We start from the raw sequence: 18,590 nt of genomic DNA on the forward strand, positions 1-18,590 counted from the left end.
GTCGAATCTACGCGGAACTTGCATGCGCGGTAGTCTTAGTTGCTGGTTTGGCCGGAATCGGCCGGATGCACGAAGCGAGTGAGGATGAGGGATGAAGGCAGCTGAGATCGGACGTCGTTACGTGGATTTCTTCGCCGCGCACGGCCACACCGTGGTGCCGAGTGCATCACTGCTGTACAACGATCCGACCCTGTTGTTCGTTAACGCGGGGATGGTGCCGTTCAAGCCGTACTTCATCGGCGCCGAGCCGTCCCCGTACAAGCGCGCGGTGAGCCTGCAGAAGTGCGTGCGCACCCTCGACATCGAAGACGTCGGCAAGACCACCAGACACGGCACCTTCTTCCAGATGCTCGGTAACTTCAGCTTCGGCGACTACTTCAAGAAAGAAGCCATCGAATGGGCCTGGGAACTGGTCACCGGATCGGTGGACGACGGCGGTTTCGGCTTCGACCCGGCCAAGGTGTGGGTGACGGTGCTCGGCCCGGGCCTGCACCCTGCATATCCCGACGGTGACGTCGAGGCCATCGGCTATTGGAAGTCCGTCGGAGTGCCGGCCGAGCACATTCAGGCCCGCGGCCTCAAGGACAACTACTGGAACATGGGTATTCCGGGGCCGGGCGGACCCTGCTCCGAGATCTACATCGACCGCGGCCCCGAGTACGGCCCCGATGGTGGCCCGAATGCGGACGAGGACCGTTACCTGGAGATCTGGAATCTGGTCTTCCAGCAGGAGGATCTGTCGGTCGTGCGGGCGAAGGACGACTTCGACATTGCCGGGCCGTTGCCCAGCAAGAACATCGACACCGGTGCCGGCCTGGAGCGGATCGCGCTGCTGATGCAGGGCGTCGACAACATGTACGAGACCGACGAGGTCTTCCCGGTGATCGCCAAGGCCTCCGAGATGTCCGGCAAGAAGTATGGCGCCGACCACGTCAACGACGTGCGCCTGCGGGTGATCGGCGATCATGTGCGTAGCTCGCTGATGCTGATGACCGACGGTGTGGCTCCCGGAAATGAGGCGCGCGGCTACGTGCTGCGGCGTCTGCTGCGCCGCTCGATCCGTTCGATGCGGCTGCTCGGCTATGGCGGCTCATCGCTGGTGGAGTTGCTCGATGTCAGCAGGGGAGTCATGCATGCCTCCTACCCCGACATCGATGAGCAGTGGGAGCGCATCCGCGACATCTCCGAGGCCGAGGAGCAGACCTTCACCCGTACCCTGACCTCGGGCACTGCATTGTTCGACACGGCGGTGCGCGATGTACGCTCCGCGGGCGGCACCAAGCTGTCGGGCGACAAGGCCTTCCAGCTGCACGACACCTACGGCTTCCCGATCGATCTCACCTTGGAGATGGCCGCCGAGCAGGGGCTGAGCGTCGATCAGGACGCCTTCCGCACCCTGATGGACGAGCAGCGCCAGCGCGCCAAGGCCGATGCCCGCGCCAAGAAGGGCGGCGTGGTCAGCACCGAGGCCTACCAGGTGCTGCGTGCCGAGGGCGAAACCCCCTTCCTCGGCTACACCGATCTTTCGGTCGACACCAAGGTGCGTGGCCTGATCGCCGACGGTGAGACTCTCACCCAGGCTCCGGCCGGCAGCATCGTCGAAGTCGTACTGGCCGAAACCCCGTTCTATGCCGAGTCCGGCGGTCAGGATTCCGACCGCGGCGTGCTGCGCACCCCGGCCGGCGAACTCGAGGTGCTCGACGTGCAGCGCCCGGTACCCGGGCTGATCGTGCACAAGGTGAAGGTGCCGAACGAACTGGTCGTCGGCGACGACGTGACCGCATTGGTCGACGGATTCAATCGGCGCGGCGCCTGCCAGGCGCACTCGGCCACCCACGTGCTGCACGCCGCCTTGCGCGAACTGGTCGGATCGGGCGCCACCCAGGCGGGCTCATTCAACAAACCCGGCTACCTGCGGTTCGACTACTCGTCCACCAAGGGGCTTTCGCCCGAGCTGCGTGCCGAGATCGAGGAGCGCTGCAATGTCGCGATCCGCGACGATCTCGCGGTCAGCGCGACCCAGATGAAGCTGGAGGACGCCAAGGCTCTCGGCGCGATGGCGATGTTCGGCGAGAAGTATCCGCCGATCGTTCGGATGGTCGAGATGGGCGGGCCTTGGAGCCGCGAGCTGTGCGGCGGCACCCACGTCGAACATTCCAGCCAGATCGGTCTGCTGTCGGTGCTCGGCGAGCAGTCGGTCGGCTCGGGTGCGCGGCGTGTCGAGGCCCTGGTGAGCACCGATGCGTTCGCGCACATGGCGGCCGAGCGGGCGCTGGTGAGCCAGCTCAGCGACACACTTCGGGTTCAGCCCGACCAGCTCGGCGACCGCGTCCAGTCGATGGTCGCCGAGCTCAAGCAGGCCCAGAAGACGATCGCGGATCTGCGGATGGGCCAGTTGCAGGCGCAGACCGCGGGCATCGTGCAGGCGGCCCACGACATCGACGGCGTCGCCTTCGCCGCCCAGGTGCTCGCCGATGTGAACGCGGGCGACCTGCGGACGCTGGCAGCTCAGGTGCGTGACAAGTTCGGTAGCCGGGCCGCGGTGGTTGTGCTGATCTCGACCGGCGTCAAGCCGTCGGTGGTGGTGGCGGTCAACGGGCAAGCCCGCGACCTGGGCATCAAAGCCGGCGAGATCGTCCGGCGGGCCGCCGCCGAACTCGGCGGCAAGGGCGGCGGCAAGGATGACATGGCCCAAGGTGGCGGATCGAACTCCGATACCGCTCCGCAGGCCGTCGAAGCGGCCCGCCACGAGGTGGAGACCGTTCTTGGACGCTGAGTTTCGGCGCGGAGCGAGATTGGCGGTCGACTGGGGCAAGGCGCGGGTCGGGATCGCGGCCTGCGACCGGGACGGGCTGCTGGCCTACCCGGTGGAGACCGTACCGACCGGCCCCGGCACCCTGAAACGGATCGCCGAGCTCTGTGCCGAATACGAGCCGATGGAGGTGCTTCTCGGCTGGCCGGTGAACCTGGCCGGTTGGGAGGGCCCGGCAGCCCAGCAGATGGCGGTGGTGGCCGATCGGCTGTCCGATCGGCTGGCGCTGCCGCTGCGTGTCGTGGACGAAAGGCTGAGCACGGCGAGCGCAGCCCGTAAGCTGGCCGCGAGCGGCAAGTCGTCACGCAACAGGCGAAGTATTATTGATCAAGCCGCTGCCGTGGACATTCTTGAGCAGGCGCTCGAGTACGAGAAGCGTACCGGCCACCCAGCCGGTCGCCCCTGGCCCCAGGAAGGTTAGCCCTGAACGATGAGCCGATTCCTCGATGAAGACGACTACGGCGACTATGACGATGAGCAGGGCGGGTCGGATGATCTCACCCCGCCGCCGGTCAAGCGCCGTGGCTCCTGGCTGAAGAATCTGCTGGCGATCGTGGTCTCGCTCGCCGTATTGATCGGCGGCGGATACTTCGTCTACACGAAAGTCAAGCAGGGGTATCTGAATTTCACCCAGGCCGCCGACTATCCGGGCCCCGGCGAGACCGACGTGCTGGTGGAGATCCCCGACGGAGCCACCCTCACCGATATGGGCGACGTGCTGGTCGCTTCCGATGTTGTCGGCTCGACCAAGGCCTTCTTGAATGCGGCCGAGGACATCTCGGGTTCATCGGGCATCCAGCCCGGCACCTATCAGCTGAAGACGAAGATGTCTGCTGACGGCGCGGTGCGAGCATTGATGGACCGCAGCAATATGGTCAATACGCAGGTCACGATCCCCGAAGGATTACGCAACACGATCCTGATAAGCCAGCTGGCCGAGCAATCCGGCATCCCGGAGGACGACTTCACCGGGGTGCTGGACGCCCCGTCCGAGCTGCCGTTGCCCGACTGGGCGGGCGGCGCGACCGAAGGCATGCTCTTCCCGGACACCTATGTCTTCGACACCGAGCCGAGCGCAACCGATGTGCTGGCGGACATGGTGCAGCAGTTCGATTCGGTCGCCGAAGAACTCGACTTCGAGAACAAGGCCGAGGCCTTGGGCATCACCCCCTATGAGGCGTTGACGGTCGCGTCCATCATCGAGAAGGAGACCCGCGACCCGAAGTACGGCCCCGACATCGCGCAGGTGCTGTATAACCGGCTCGACGACGGCATGTCGCTGCAACTCGATTCGACGGTCATCTACGCGGTGAACTCGTCGGGCACGGTCACCACCTCCGATGAGGAACGTGCCGATCCCTCTCCCTACAACACCTACGTGCATGAGGGACTGCCCCCGGGCGCGATCTCGAACCCCGGAAGAAGCGCGTTGGAGGCCGCGGTTAATCCGACCCAGGGCGACTACCTCTACTTCGTGGCCGTCAACCCGGAGACCGGTGAGACGAAGTTTGCCTCGGATTCAGCCGGTCACGACGCCAATGTCGCCGAGTTCCAGGCGTGGTGTCAGGCGAACGGCGATGCCTGCACCGGAGGCTAGGAAGCTCGGAAGAATTATCGCCGCATCTCACGGATCTTCGGCAGGCCCCGAGCGTGGTTCACTGTTCGCTCGCTGACGATCGGACCGGTCGTCGGCGCTGATCTGGGATACTGGGATCATGCTGCGATACCTGACTTCTGGTGAATCACACGGACGCGCCCTGGTGGGCACCATCGAGGGACTGCCCGCCGGCGTCGCCGTGACTTCGGACGATATCGCTCAGGCTCTGGCCAGGCGCCGGCTCGGCAGTGGCCGCGGCGCCCGAATGAAATTCGAGGCGGACGAGGTGACCCTGCTCACCGGTGTCAGGCACGGCCGAACCCTCGGCTCGCCGATCTCGATCATGGTCGGCAACACCGAGTGGCCCAAGTGGGAACAAGTCATGTCGGCCGATCCGGTGGACGGCAAGGAACTCGCCGAACTCGCCCGCAATGCTCCGCTGACCCGGCCCCGCCCGGGCCATGCCGACCTCGCCGGCATGCAGAAATACGACTTCGCCGAGTCCCGTCCGGTGCTGGAGCGGGCCAGCGCCCGCGAGACGGCGGCCCGGGTGGCGATTGGACGCCTGGCTCAGAACTTTCTCGCGCAGGCCTATGGCATCACGGTGCTGAGCCATGTCGTCGAGATCGGCGGCATCGCCGCGCCCCGAACCGATCGTTTCCCGACGATGGCCGACCTGCCGCTGATCGACGATGACCCGGTGCGCTGCTTCAATCCGGAGGCGAGCGCCCGGATGCAAGAAGAGATCGCCGAATGCCAGAAGGCCGGAGACACCCTGGGTGGGGTGGTCGAGGTGGTGGCGTGGGGCTGCCCGCCAGGGCTGGGCAGCCATATCCAGGCAGACCGCCGGCTGGATGCCCGGCTGGCCGGGGCACTGATGGGCATTCAGGCCATCAAGGGCGTGGAGCTCGGAGACGGCTTCGAGCTGGCCCGGATCCGTGGCAGCCAGGCCCACGACGAGATCGTGCGCGGCGGCCAGGGCATTGAGCGGCTGTCGCAGCGCTCCGGCGGCACCGAGGGCGGCATGTCCACCGGCGAGGTGCTGCGAGTGCGGGCCGCGATGAAACCGATTGCCACCGTGCCGAAGGCATTGCGCACCATCGACGTGGCCACCGGCCAGGCGGCGGTCGCGAATCATCAACGCTCCGATGTCTGCGCCGTGCCGGCCGCGGGAGTGGTCGCGGAGGCGATGGTCGCGTTGATGCTGGCCGAATGTGCCTTGGAGAAGTTCGGTGGCGACTCGCTCGGTGAGACCCGCCGCAACTATCAGGGCTATCTGCGTCAGGTGGCCGAACGGGGTCTGTCGATCCATGACTGAGCAACCGGCGATTGTGCTGGTTGGTCCTCCGGCGGTCGGCAAGTCCACGGTGGGGGCGCTGCTCGCCGCGCAACTCGGCGTCCGGTTCTGCGATGTCGACAAGGCCATCGAGCGGGCCGAACGGCGTCCGATAACCGAGATCTTCGCCGAACGAGGTGAGGTCGGTTTCAGGCAGCTGGAATTCGATGCCACGCTGGCCGCTTTGGAGGCCGGTGGTGTTGTCGCGCTGGGCGGGGGAGCGGTCACGAATACCGGGCTGCGCACCATGCTGGCCGACTACCCGGTCGTCTGGTTGCGCGCCACCGTCAGGGAGGCGGTACGCCGGGTGGGCGCCTCGACCACTCGTCCGCTGCTGAACGGCGATGTGGCCGGCAATTGGAAGAAGCTGGTGGCCGGCCGCCGGCATTACTACGAACAGGTCGCGACGCTGGCCGTCGACACCGCCGGACGGTCGCCCGGCCAGGTGGTCACCGACATCGTCACCGCGCTGGAACGCGCCGACAGACCATGACATCCCACAGTCAGGAGAGACCATGAGCACCGTCCGGTTCGCCACCGACCACCCCTATGACGTCGAGATCGAGGTTGGCGCCTTGCAGAAGCTGCCCGGACTGGTCACCGGCGCCACCAGGGTGGCGGTGATCTATGCCGAGCCGGTCAGCGAAGTCGCCCTCGAAGTCTCGCGGCTGGTGGGATCGGCGAGCGTGTCGGTGCTGTCGGTCGGCGTGCCGGCCGGGGAGGCCGCGAAAACGCCCCAGATTCTGGCCAGCTGCTGGAGCGCGCTGGCGAATGCCGGATTCACACGTTCGGACCTGATCATCGGAGTCGGCGGCGGAGCCACCACTGATCTCGCCGGGTTCGTCGCGGCCAGCTGGCTGCGCGGGGTGCGATACCTGAGCGTGCCCACCACGGTGCTGGCCATGGTGGACGCGGCGGTCGGCGGTAAGACCGGCATCGACCTGCCCGAGGGCAAGAACCTGGTGGGCGCCTTCCACGAACCCGGCGGCGTGATTGCCGATCTCGATCTGTTGCGCACGCTGCCCGACCGGGAGGTCCGGTCGGGGCTGGCCGAGGTGATCAAGGCGGGCTTCGTCCGCGATGAACGGATTCGGGAGCTGGTCGCCGTCTCACCTGCCGGAGCACTCGACGTGACCAGTGCCCGGCATGCCGAGCTGATCCGCCGGGCCGTGCAGTTCAAGGCGGACGTGGTCGCCACCGACCTGCGGGAATCGACCTCGGTGGGCAGCGCCATCGGGCGCGAACTGCTGAACTACGGCCACACCATGGGGCACGCCATCGAGGCGTGGGAAAACTATCGGTTGCGGCACGGGGAAGCGGTGGCGCTCGGCATGATCTATGCCGCCCAGCTATCGAGACGCCTGCTCGGGCTGTCGGACGAAGCCGTCTCCCATCATCGTGAGCTGATCGGCTCGCTGGGGCTGGCGACCAGCTACCGGCGTGCGCCCTTCGCCGAGCTGCGCGAACTGATGGGCCGCGACAAGAAGACCCGCGGCGCGGCCCTACGGTTCGTCGGGTTACGCAACCTGGGTGATCCGGCGATCATCGCGGCCCCCAGCGAACGTGTCCTGGAAGAGTGCTACGCCGAGCTCGCGCACGAGTGAATCGGGCGATGAAACCACCCGTGGCATCTGATCGGCCATAATTCGGTCCGACTTGCCGATTGGCAGTACAATCGACGACTGCGGGTTCACCGCCGAAATCTTTGTGCCGGACGAATTCCGGCAACTTGACAATGTCATGATCGGAAAGGCAAGCGTGGCTACCACCAACGACATCAAGAACGGCACGGTACTCGATCTGGACGGCCAGCTGTGGCAAGTCTTGTGGTTCCAGCATCACAAGCCGGGCAAGGGCAACACCGTGGTGCGCACCAAGATCAAGAACGTGCTCAACGGCAAAACCGTCGATCGCACCTTCCCGGCGGACACCAAGATCGACATGGCTCAGGTGGACCGCTCCGAGATGCAATACCTCTACGCGGACGCCACCGGATACGTGGTGATGGATACCAACACCTACGACCAGATGACCATCCCGGCCGAAACCTTCGGCGACGCCAAGGACTACCTGCTCGAAGGCATGACCATCACGGTCGCCACCCACGAGGGCAACCCGCTGTACATCGACCTGCCGGCCAGCGTCGAATTGGAGATCACCTACACCGAGCCGGGCCTGCAGGGCGACCGCTCCACCGGCGGCACCAAGCCCGCCACCTTGGAGACCGGCAAGCAGATTCAGGTGCCGCTGTTCATCACCACCGGTGAAAAGGTCAAGGTTTCCACCGAATCCGGGGAATACCTCGGCCGCGTCAACGCCTGATGACACATCCCGCCGACGAACATCCGCTCCCGCTGGTGGCCGGTGAACATCCGCCGGTACCCGGGGCGGTCAAGGTTTCTTCGGTCGATATGGCCGAGGCCCACCATTCGACCCGGACGAAGGCCCGCAACGCAGCTCTGGACATCTTGTTCGAGGCCGACCTGCGTGAGCTGGATCCGTTCACCGTGCTCGCCGAGCGCTTGGACAATCCGAACGTGACCGTGCGCGAGTTCACCCGCGAAATCGTCCTCGGCGTACGTGATAATCAGGCCGACATCGATCGCAGAATCAGCGGACTGACCAGCAGCCAATGGCCGATCGAGCGGATGCCGCGCATCGATCGGTGCTTGGCGCGGATGGCGATCTACGAACTCGATTACACGCCGATCGACGCCAGGGCCGCCATCAGCGAGGCCCTGGAATTGGCCGACGAACTATCCACCGACGACTCGGTGACATTCCTGAACGGACTGCTGGGCAGGGCCGCACAGACCCGCCCGGGGAGGAAGGCTCATGGTCAGCAGTAGTCCAGCCATTCTGGTGCTGGAGGACGGACGCACATTTCGCGGCGAGGCCTTCGGGGCCATCGGTGAAACCTTCGGCGAGGCCGTCTTCGCCACCGGAATGTCGGGCTATCAGGAAACGCTGACCGACCCGAGCTACTACCGCCAGGTCGTCATCTCGACCGCCCCGCACATCGGCAACACCGGGTGGAACGACGAGGACGACGAATCGAGCCGCATCTGGGTGGCCGGCTATGTCGTGCGCGATCCATCGCCTAGGCCGAGCAACTGGCGCTCGGCCCGAACCCTGGAGGCCGAACTGGTCAACCAGCAGATCGTGGGCATCTCGAGCATCGACACCCGTGCCCTGACCCGGCACCTGAGAGAGCGCGGGTCGATGCGCGTCGGCATCAGTTCGCTCGGGACCGATTCGGATGCGCTGCTGGCCAAGGTGCTCGAGCAACCCAGTATGGAAGGTGCCGACCTGGTGGCCGAGGTCAGCACCGCCGAACCCTATGTGGTGCCCGCACACGGCGAGCGGCGTTTCACCGTCGCCGCCATCGACCTGGGCATCAAATCGAATACCCCACGCGAGCTGTCCGAGCGCGGCATCGAGGTACACGTGCTGCCCGCCTCCGCCACCTTCGACGAGGTCATCCGCGTCGCCCCCGACGGTGTCTTCTTCAGCAACGGGCCCGGCGACCCGGCCACCGCCGATCATGCCGTCGAACTGGCCAAGCAATCGCTGGGCGCGAAGCTGCCGGTGTTCGGGATCTGTTTCGGCAACCAGATTCTCGGCAGGGCCCTGGGATTCGGCACCTACAAGCTGAAATACGGTCACCGCGGAATCAACCAGCCGGTGCTCGACCGGGCGTCCAACCGGATCGACATCACCTCGCACAATCATGGTTTCGCCGTGGACGTGCCCCGCAACGAACAGGTGCCCACCGAGTTCGGCACCGTGGAGGTCAGTCATATCTGCCTGAACGACGATGTGGTCGAGGGCCTGGATCTGAGCCGGAACGGCGAATTGAAGGCCTTCTCGGTGCAGTACCACCCCGAAGCCGCAGCAGGACCGCACGATGCGGAATACCTGTTCGACCGGTTTACCGACCTGATGTCGGCCCACAAGGAGGGTTCTTTCTGATGCCCCGTCGCACAGACATCGCCTCGATCATGGTGATCGGCTCGGGCCCGATCGTCATCGGGCAGGCCGCCGAATTCGACTACTCGGGCACCCAGGCCTGCCGGGTGCTGCGGGCCGAGGGCTACCGGGTGATCCTGGTCAACTCGAACCCGGCCACCATCATGACCGACCCTGAGTTCGCGGATGCGACCTATCTCGAGCCGATCACCCCCGAATACGTCGAGAAGATCATCGCCGAAGAGCGGCCGGACGCGCTGCTGGCGACCCTGGGCGGCCAGACGGCGTTGAACACCGCGGTGTCCCTGTACGAGTCGGGCGTCTTGGAGCGCTACGGCGTCGAGCTGATCGGTGCCTCGGTGGCCGCCATCAAGCGCGGCGAGAACCGTGAGGAGTTCAAGAAGGTCGTCGAGGGCCTGCCGGAATTCGCCGGTGGCAAGGCGGAGGTGGCGCGCAGCCGGATCTGCCACACCATGGCAGAAATCCGCGCCGCCGCCGGTGAACTGGGGCTGCCGGTCGTGCTTCGGCCGAGCTACACGATGGGCGGGGTGGGTTCCGGCTTCGCCCACGATGCCGCCGAACTCGAGCGCCTCGGCCAGATCGGCCTGGACGCCAGCCCCGTCACCGAAGTGCTGGTCGAGGAATCCATCCTCGGCTGGAAGGAGTTCGAGCTCGAGGTCATGCGCGACCGTGCCGACAACGTCGTGATCGTCTGCTCCATCGAGAACTTCGACCCGATGGGTGTGCACACCGGCGACTCGATCACCGTCGCACCGGCCATGACACTCACCGACCGCGAATACCAGCACATGCGCGACGTCGGTATCGCCATCATCCGTTCGGTCGGCGTCGACACCGGCGGCTGCAACATCCAGTTCGCCATCAATCCCGAAGACGGCCGGATGATCGTCATCGAGATGAACCCCCGGGTATCGCGCAGCTCAGCGCTCGCGTCCAAGGCGACCGGATTCCCGATCGCGAAGATCGCCGCCAAGGTCGCCGTCGGCTACACCCTGGACGAGATCCCGAACGACATCACCCGCGAGACCCCGGCGTCCTTCGAACCGACCCTCGACTACGTCGTGGTGAAGATCCCGCGGTTCGCCTTCGAGAAGTTCCCGAATGCGGACGACACGCTGACCACCCACATGAAGTCGGTGGGCGAGGCGATGGCGATCGGACGCTGCTTCACCGAGGCGCTCGGCAAGGCGCTGCGCTCCCTGGAGAACCCGGACGCCCCCTTCGACTTCGCGTGCGAGATCGGCGACCGGAACGATCTGCTGACCCGCATGTCGCAGCCCCACGATGGGCGCATCCAAGAGGTCATGCAGGGCCTGCGCGCCGGCGTCACCGTCGAGCAACTTCACCAGGCCACCGGCATCGATCCATGGTTCCTCGACCAACTCGACATCGTCTATCAGATCGCCGAGCAGATCCGCACCGCCGAAGAATTGAGCGCCGAGCTGCTGCGGACGGCGAAGCGGCATGGTCTCTCCGACGAGCAGATCGCCGACCTCAGGCAGGCCAACCCGCAGCTGATCCGTGAACTTCGCTGGATCTTGGGAGTGCGTCCGGTTTATAAGACCGTCGACACCTGCGCCGCCGAATTCGCGGCCAGAACCCCGTATCACTACTCCAGCTACGACGAAGAGTCCGAGCTGGAGCCCCGCAAGCGCCCGGCCGTGCTGATTCTCGGCTCCGGCCCGAACCGGATCGGGCAGGGCATCGAGTTCGACTATTCCTGCGTGCATGCAGCCATGGTGCTGTCGGCCAACGGCTATGACTCGATCATGGTCAACTGCAACCCCGAAACCGTGTCCACCGACTACGACACCTCGGACCGGCTCTACTTCGAGCCGCTGACACTCGAGGACGTGCTGGAAATCTACCACGCCGAGCTGAAACTCGGCCCGGTCGCGGGCGTCATCGTCCAATTGGGCGGCCAGACCCCACTGAAGCTGGCCCGCGAACTGGAGGCGGCCGGCGTGAAGATCGTCGGTACCAGCCCGGCCGCCATCGACCTGGCAGAAGAACGTGGCGCGTTCGGCCAGGTACTCGCCGCCGCCAATCTGCCCTCACCCAAGCACGGCATGGCCGCGAGCTTCGACGAGGCCAGCGCGATCGCCGCCGACATCGGCTACCCGGTGCTGGCCCGGCCAAGTTATGTGCTGGGCGGACGCGGCATGGAGATCGTCTACAACGAAGACTCCCTGCACAGCTATATCGACAACTCGACCCTGATCGGCGCCGAGACCCCGGTGCTCATCGACCGCTTCCTGGACGACGCGATCGAGATCGACGTGGACGCCTTGTTCGACGGCCACGAGCTCTACCTCGGTGGGGTGATGGAGCACATCGAGGAGGCCGGCATCCACTCCGGCGACTCGGCGTGCTCGCTGCCGCCGTCGACCCTGGGCAGCGCGGTGATCGATCAGATCCGCATCTCGACCGAGGCCATCGCCCGCGGTGTGGGGGTGCAAGGGCTCATCAACATTCAGTACGCGCTGGCCTCCGACACGCTCTACGTGCTGGAAGCCAACCCGCGCGCGTCACGCACCGTGCCGTTCGTATCGAAGGCCACCGATACCCAGCTGTCGAAGGCGGCGACCTTGATCATGCTCGGGTCGACCATCGCCGAGTTGCGCGCCCGCGGCATGCTGCGGGCATCCGGCGACGGCGCGGACACCTGGAAGGGCATGCCGATCGCGATCAAGGAAGCGGTCATGCCGTTCAACCGCTTCCACACCATCGAAGGCGCCACGGTCGACTCGTTGCTCGGGCCGGAGATGCGTTCGACCGGTGAGGTGATGGGGCTGGCGTCCAACTTCGGGCTGGCCTTCGCGAAATCGCAGGCCGCGGCCTACGGTCAGCTGCCCAAGGACGGCACCGTCTTCGTCTCGGTGGCCAACCGCGACAAGCGCAACGTGATCTTCCCGATCAAACGGCTGGTCGATCTCGGGTTCACGATCCTGGCGACCGAGGGCACGGCCTCCATGCTGTCCTTGCATGGTGTGCAGGCGACGCCGGTGCGCAAACATTCCGCCGGGCGCGGGCCGAACGGCGAGCCGACTATCGTCGAACTGATCCTGGATGGCAAAATCGACTTGATCTTCAACACGCCCAGTGGCCAGACCGCTGACGGTTCGCCACGCAAGGACGGTTACGAGATCCGCACGGCAGCCGTGCTGCACCAGGTCGCGTCGATCACGACGGTGCAGGGCCTGGAGGCTGCGGTCCAAGGCATCGAAGCGGTGCGCGCAGGCAATATCGGCGTCCGCTCGCTGCAGAACTGGGCGAAGCAGATCGAGCAAACCCGGTAGTTCTTATCCGGGCCGAGGGTAAGACCAGTATCCAGGGGAGGAAGCAGGCGATGGTCACCAGCGATGAATTGGTCGTCCGATTGCTATTGACCAGTTATCGGGGTTTGGTTCGTCCGGTCCTGTTCGCGGTGGCGAACGGTGATCCCGAAGAGATCCATCAGCACATGATCACTTTGCTGAGCGAATTGCCCGACCCGGTGCTGGACCAGATTCAGAAGTACATCGGGGAGCGCCGCAACCCGGTGCAGGTCGCCGGAGTGGACTTCCCCGGACGCGTCGGAGTCGCGGCAGGTCTCGACAAGGACGGCCTGGCCGCCATGGTCTGGGGAGCGCTCGGTTTCGGCTTCGCAGAGCTCGGCACCGTGACCGCTCATGCGCAGCCGGGCAATCGCCAGCCCCGGCTCTTCCGCCTTCCGCACAGCAGGGCGGTCATCAACCGGATGGGGTTCAACAACTCGGGTGTCGAGGCGCTTGCCGCCAGGCTGAATCAGTGGAATGTGCGCCGCGGCACCAATGCCCTCGACTACCCGGTCGGGGTGTCGATCGGCAAGACCAAGGCCACCCCGCTCGAAGAGGCCGTGGACGACTACCTGCATTCGTTGCGCACCATCGCACCGTACGCCGACTATGTCGCGATCAACGTGTCGAGCCCGAACACCCCAGGATTGCGTAGCCTGCAAGACCGCGATGCGCTGACCGGGTTGACCACCGCGCTGGTGCAGACGGCTGCGGAGCTCGACCCGGACCATCCGTTGCCGATCTTCGTGAAGCTGGCGCCGGATCTTGCTCCCTACGATGTCAGCGGGCTGATCGAGGTGTGCCAAAGCTCGGGCATCTCCGGGCTCATCGCGACCAACACCACCACCGGACGCGAGTTTCTGCATCCTTCCGAGCTTCATCTGGCCAACCAGGCCGGCGGCCTCTCCGGGGCTCCGCTGACGCGTAAGGCGCTGAGAATGGTGGAGTCGATCGCGGGCCAGACCGACCTGCCGATCATGGGGGTGGGCGGCATCATGACTCCTACCGACGCCCAATCGTTCTTCGATGCAGGCGCCGCACTGGTGCAGATCTACACCGGGTTCATTTTCAACGGCCCGGCGCTGATCCGGGGCATCAACACCTTGACCGCTCCGGAAAGGACACTGCTATGAGCGTTCCTTACCGCACCCGGCTGGCCGAGATCGTCGCCCGCCGCGGGAACCTCTGCGTGGGAGTCGACCCGCACGAACCGCTGGTGGCCGCCTGGGGATACGACTATGACCTGGACGGGCTCGAGCGGGTCTCCCGCGGGTTGATCGAGGCGATCGGTGATCAGGTGGCGGTCTTCAAGCCTCAGGCGGCCTTCTTCGAATGCTTCGGAGCCCCAGGGCTCGGCGTGCTGGCGCGCGTGCTGGCCGACATTGCCGAAGTGGGCGCCTTGTCGATTCTCGATGTGAAACGAGGCGACATCGGGTCGACGATGGGTGCGTACGCGAGGGCCTATCTGTCGGGCGACACCGATCTGAGCGCCGATGCCATCACCGTGAGCCCGTTCTTGGGCTTCGGATCACTGACTCCGGCCATAGACCTTGCCGTGCAAACCGGACGAGGGGTCTATGTTTTGTGCCGGACCAGCAACCCGGAGGGGGAGCAGGTTCAGCAGGCCAGCACTGCCGGGCGCAGCGTGGCCCAGCAGATCGTGGATGCCGCCGAGAGCGTGAATCAGGCGTCCGGCGACGATGCCGTTGGGCTGGTGGTGGGTGCCACGCTGGGTGAAGTTGATCTTGACCTCGATCGGTTTTCCGGATCGATCCTGGTTCCCGGTATCGGCGCTCAGGGGGGTACGATCGAATCTCTGGATTCGCTATTCGGCGTAGCCGCAGCCCATGTGCTGCCAAGTGCATCCCGGGAAGTGATGAAAGCGGGACCCGATCGTGAAGCGTTACGATCGGTGACCGAACGGCTCGGCGGGTACCCAAACTCCCGCTAAATATTCTATATTGTCCACGTGTGTCGGCAGCTTGAGTATGCCAGATGCTCGGCGTCGGCGGACAAGAGATGAAACGGAGAAATTCGACGTGGCAATTCCAACACTGTCTCCCGAGCAGCTGCAGGCTGCCAGGGCCGCGGCTACCGAATCCCGCAGGGCACGCGCTGCGCTGAAGAACGCGGTGCGCGATGGTTCGAAGACCTTGGGCCAGGCCCTGGACGAGTGCGCCGGCGACGACGTGCTTGCACATATTCGGGTGGCTGACCTGCTGAAGGCCGTACCGCGAATCGGCGAGAAGCGCGCGTCCGAGATCATGGAGAAGTACGACATCGCGGCCAATCGGCGCGTCCGCGGTCTCGGACGTCACCAAGTCGCCGGTCTCAAGTCGGAGTTCAACTGACGTCATGGACGATGCGGCGGGCGCGTATGTCATCAGCGGACCCACTGCGGTGGGCAAGGGAACCGTTGTCGCGGCCCTGAAGAAGCGATATCCGCAGGTGTACGTTTCGGTCTCCGTGACCACGCGCCCGCCTCGTTCCGGCGAGATCGATGGGGTGCATTACTTCTTTGTGGACGACCCCACCTTTGACCATCTGATCGCCGCGGACGGCCTGCTCGAGTGGGCGGTCGTCCATGGCGTGCACCGTTATGGCACGCCGAGGCAGGCCGTCCAGGAAAAACTTGCTGCCGGAATCCCGACCATTTTGGAGATCGATCTTCAAGGGGCCCGGCAGGTACGCACGTCGCTGCCGGACGCCCGGCAGATCTTCATCGCCCCGCCCGATTGGGCCGAGTTGGTGCGCAGACTGCATTTCCGCGGCACCGAGACCGAGGAGGAGATGTCCCGGCGTTTGGCCACGGCGCGTCAGGAGTTGGCCGCCGAGGGCGAGTTCGATTGCATCATTGCCAACGTCACAGTGGAAAAAACCGTGGACGAGTTGGTAAAGTTCATAGGTCTGTGATTTCTATCATCAGCTTTTGCGAGGACGTATCTTGAGCACACATATTCCCGAGGGCATCACCAATCCGCCGGTCGACGACCTGCTCGAATCGGTTGACTCGAAGTACCGGTTGGTGCTTTTCGCCGCGAAGCGGGCACGGCAGATCAACGCCTACTACGCTCAGCTCGGCGAGGGTCTGCTCGAGTCCGTCGGGCCGCTGGTCGAGACGCTTCCGCAGGAGAAGCCTTTGTCGATCGCGCTGCGCGAGGTGCAGGCCGGCCAGCTGCAGTACACCGAGATTGATCCCGAGGCCGAGGCCGCTGCCCGCGCCGAGGCATTGAACGATCCGGACTTCTCCTTGTCCGATCCGTTCGGCGACATCGACCCGGCCTGATTCATGGGGCGGCAGTTCACTTCCGAATCGGTCACCGAAGGGCACCCCGACAAGGTCGCCGACGCGATCTCTGATTCCGTTCTCGACGCCATGCTGGCCGACGATCCGGGCTCGCATACTGCGGTAGAGACCCTGGTCGCCAACGGCGTCGTCATCGTCACCGGTGAGGCCACGACCGAGTCATACGTCGATATTCAGAAGCTCGCCCGCGAGCGGCTGCTGGCCATCGGTTTCGACTCGGCCGAGAAGGGCATCGACGGTGGCTCCTGCGGTGTCATGGTGACGCTGAATAACCAGTCACCCGACATCGCTCAGGGCGTCACCGGCTCCTGGGAGGCGCGCCACGGCGAAGCCGTCGACGACTTCGATCTGCAAGGTGCCGGAGATCAGGGCCTGATGTTCGGCTTCGCCTGCGACGAGACTCCCGAGTTGATGCCGCTGCCCATTCAGATGGCCCACCGGATGGCCGAGCGGCTCACCCAGGTGCGCCGCGACGAAACTCTCGGGTATCTGCGTCCCGATGGCAAGACCCAGATCACCATCGACTACGACGATGCCGGCAAACCGGTAGGCGTCGATACCGTCGTGGTCTCGGCTCAGCACCGCGCCGATATCGACGTGGCCGCCCGGCTCGACCCCGATATCCGCCGCGAGGTCATCGCTCCCGTGCTGGAGTCGTTCGGCTTCAAGACCGGCTCACCCCGCGTGTTGATCAACCCGACAGGGCGTTTCGTGATCGGCGGACCGGCGGGCGACGCCGGTCTGACCGGACGCAAGATCATCGTCGACACCTACGGCGGTATGGCCCGGCACGGCGGCGGCGCATTCAGCGGCAAGGACCCGAGCAAGGTCGATCGTTCGGCGAGCTATGCCATGCGCTGGGTCGCGAAGAACATCGTGGCGGCCGGTCTGGCGGCGCGGTGCGAGGCTCAGGTCAGTTACGCGATCGGCACGGCCAACCCGACCAGCTTGTACATCGACACCTTCGGCACCGGCGAAGTGCCCGATCGGCAGATCGCTGCGGCGGTGCGCGAGGTCTTCGATCTGCGTCCGGCGGCCATTGTGCAGACCTTGGATCTGCGGCGTCCGATCTACAAAGAGGTTTCCTGCTACGGTCACTTCGGGCGCGAGCTGCCCGATATCACCTGGGAGCGGACCGATCGGGCCGACGAATTGGCTCGTAAGGTTCGCGGCTAGCTTGCGCGAAAACCCGCGAATTCTGGTCGGGCTCCGGTGGACCGGTGCCCGTCTGCAATCCATTGATGTTCAGCTGGTGGTCTTCGCAACGCGCGTGCGTCGACGGGCGCAGGCTCATGCTGTGTCTGGTGCTCAGCTTTCTTGGGCAGACTGACGCCATGGACTGGTACACGCTGAGGGACCATCTTCTCGACCGGCTGAGCGCGTCAGTGGCCGCGCAGCCGGTGCCGACGGGTGCCTGGCTGGTCACCGCCGTGGCTGTGGCCGCGGTGATCGTGGTGGTCCCGCCCCTGTGGGTGGTGTTGCGTCCACTGGTCACGGTCGTCCACGAGTTGGGGCACGCCATCGTGGGGATCTTGTGTGGACGCCGATTCACCGGATTCGTGGTCAGCGCGGACATGTCCGGGCACACCGTGACGTCCGGGCGCCCACGGGGGATAGGCCTGGTCCTCACCACCATCGCCGGTTATCCGATGCCCGCGCTGGTGGGAGCCGGGGTGATCGCCACCGCGATGTCCGGGCGCGGAGACGTCGTGCTGCTGGTGGCCCTGATCCTGCTGCTGATCGCACTGGTGCGCTCGCGTTCGATCTTCACCGTCGGCGTCCTGGTCGGGCTGCTGGTGGGCGTGGGCGTCCTGTGGTGGACGGGAGACGTGGCCTGGACCTCGACGGTGGTCGCGGCTGCCGGGGTCGTCCTGCTGGTCGGCTCGTGGCGCCAGTTCGCTGCGGTGCTCGGGCACGGTGACCGCTCGGACGATCCGGGGGCGCTGGCACGGATCACCCCGGTGCCGGCAGCGATCTGGTCGTTGCTGATGGCGGCGCTCATCGCCGCACCCACTTGGTGGGCCATCCGGACACTCGTCCTGGTGGTCGGCCCTGCGCTGTCGGCGATACTGCGCTGAGTAGGCCTCACGGCGAATCATCGTCGCGTTTGCTTTCGGGACCGGGTTCCTGGCCTTGTTCTCGTCTTCCTTCTGCCTGGCGTTCCGCCCATGACGGACATCGGCCGCAAGGATGAGGAATCGCCACTCGATCGCGTCACGTGTGGCCGATCC

Annotated in this window: 17 protein-coding genes; all 17 read left to right on the forward strand. The window is 65.4% G+C overall.

The annotated features are described in order from the left end of the window. Positions 1 to 91 precede the first annotated feature (91 nt). The 17 genes from alaS to QQ658_RS06060 all read left to right on the forward strand — a co-directional run bounded on the left by alaS (position 92) and on the right by QQ658_RS06060 (position 18,437). Entirely contained in the window at positions 92 to 2,776 is a 2,685-nt protein-coding gene (alaS, locus tag QQ658_RS05980) for an alanine--tRNA ligase (RefSeq protein WP_286026741.1), read from the forward strand. Continuing rightward, positions 2,766 to 3,233 carry a Holliday junction resolvase RuvX gene (gene ruvX / locus QQ658_RS05985; protein ID WP_286026742.1) on the forward strand — a complete coding sequence of 156 codons (468 nt, stop codon included), beginning with the start codon at positions 2,766 to 2,768 and terminating at the stop codon, positions 3,231 to 3,233. The genes alaS and ruvX overlap by 11 nt, the downstream gene beginning before the upstream one ends. Positions 3,234 to 3,242: 9 nt before the next feature. Beyond that, a complete protein-coding gene (gene mltG / locus QQ658_RS05990; RefSeq protein WP_286026743.1) occupies positions 3,243 to 4,409 on the forward strand; it encodes an endolytic transglycosylase MltG in 1,167 nt (388 codons plus the stop codon). Between the two features lie 118 nt (positions 4,410 to 4,527). Beyond that, positions 4,528 to 5,727: a chorismate synthase gene (gene aroC / locus QQ658_RS05995; protein ID WP_286026744.1), complete on the forward strand. Its 1,200-nt coding sequence runs from the start codon at positions 4,528 to 4,530 to the stop codon at positions 5,725 to 5,727. Continuing rightward, positions 5,720 to 6,238, forward strand: coding sequence for a shikimate kinase (locus tag QQ658_RS06000; RefSeq protein WP_286026745.1), 519 nt, complete (start codon positions 5,720 to 5,722; stop codon positions 6,236 to 6,238). The genes aroC and QQ658_RS06000 overlap by 8 nt, the downstream gene beginning before the upstream one ends. Before the next feature lie 22 nt (positions 6,239 to 6,260). Beyond that, on the forward strand, positions 6,261 to 7,349 hold the full coding sequence (aroB, locus tag QQ658_RS06005) for a 3-dehydroquinate synthase (protein WP_286026746.1): 1,089 nt from the start codon (positions 6,261 to 6,263) through the stop codon (positions 7,347 to 7,349). Positions 7,350 to 7,485: 136 nt separating this feature from the next. After that, positions 7,486 to 8,067, forward strand: a complete 582-nt coding sequence (efp, locus tag QQ658_RS06010) for an elongation factor P (RefSeq protein WP_286027047.1) — start codon at positions 7,486 to 7,488, stop codon at positions 8,065 to 8,067. Next, a complete protein-coding gene (nusB, locus tag QQ658_RS06015; RefSeq protein WP_286026747.1) occupies positions 8,067 to 8,594 on the forward strand; it encodes a transcription antitermination factor NusB in 528 nt (175 codons plus the stop codon). Before efp ends, nusB begins: the two co-directional genes overlap by 1 nt. Then, entirely contained in the window at positions 8,581 to 9,717 is a 1,137-nt protein-coding gene (gene carA, locus QQ658_RS06020) for a glutamine-hydrolyzing carbamoyl-phosphate synthase small subunit (protein ID WP_286026748.1), read from the forward strand. The genes nusB and carA overlap by 14 nt, the downstream gene beginning before the upstream one ends. Next, positions 9,717 to 13,034 carry a carbamoyl-phosphate synthase large subunit gene (gene carB, locus QQ658_RS06025; RefSeq protein ID WP_286026749.1) on the forward strand — a complete coding sequence of 1,106 codons (3,318 nt, stop codon included), beginning with the start codon at positions 9,717 to 9,719 and terminating at the stop codon, positions 13,032 to 13,034. The genes carA and carB overlap by 1 nt, the downstream gene beginning before the upstream one ends. Before the next feature lie 50 nt (positions 13,035 to 13,084). Further along, positions 13,085 to 14,185, forward strand: coding sequence for a quinone-dependent dihydroorotate dehydrogenase (locus QQ658_RS06030; RefSeq protein ID WP_286026750.1), 1,101 nt, complete (start codon positions 13,085 to 13,087; stop codon positions 14,183 to 14,185). Then, positions 14,182 to 15,003, forward strand: coding sequence for an orotidine-5'-phosphate decarboxylase (pyrF, locus tag QQ658_RS06035; protein WP_286026751.1), 822 nt, complete (start codon positions 14,182 to 14,184; stop codon positions 15,001 to 15,003). Before QQ658_RS06030 ends, pyrF begins: the two co-directional genes overlap by 4 nt. 37 nt (positions 15,004 to 15,040) lie before the next feature. Then, the gene (gene mihF / locus QQ658_RS06040) at positions 15,041 to 15,403 is read left to right on the forward strand and encodes an integration host factor, actinobacterial type (protein WP_286026752.1); all 363 of its coding nucleotides are present in this window, start codon (positions 15,041 to 15,043) and stop codon (positions 15,401 to 15,403) included. Between the two features lie 4 nt (positions 15,404 to 15,407). Further along, a complete protein-coding gene (gene gmk / locus QQ658_RS06045; protein WP_286026753.1) occupies positions 15,408 to 15,965 on the forward strand; it encodes a guanylate kinase in 558 nt (185 codons plus the stop codon). Between the two features lie 31 nt (positions 15,966 to 15,996). Next, positions 15,997 to 16,338 (forward strand): DNA-directed RNA polymerase subunit omega, encoded by a 342-nt coding sequence (rpoZ, locus tag QQ658_RS06050; RefSeq protein WP_286026754.1) that lies wholly within the window; start codon positions 15,997 to 15,999, stop codon positions 16,336 to 16,338. 3 nt (positions 16,339 to 16,341) lie between these two features. Next, a complete protein-coding gene (gene metK, locus QQ658_RS06055) occupies positions 16,342 to 17,535 on the forward strand; it encodes a methionine adenosyltransferase (RefSeq protein ID WP_286026755.1) in 1,194 nt (397 codons plus the stop codon). A 158-nt stretch (positions 17,536 to 17,693) separates the two neighbouring features. Further along, positions 17,694 to 18,437, forward strand: coding sequence for a M50 family metallopeptidase (locus tag QQ658_RS06060; RefSeq protein ID WP_286026756.1), 744 nt, complete (start codon positions 17,694 to 17,696; stop codon positions 18,435 to 18,437). The last annotated feature ends 153 nt before the right edge of the window (positions 18,438 to 18,590 follow it).

This window comes from Propionimicrobium sp. PCR01-08-3 (assembly GCF_030286045.1).
Classification (GTDB): domain Bacteria; phylum Actinomycetota; class Actinomycetes; order Propionibacteriales; family Propionibacteriaceae; genus Brooklawnia.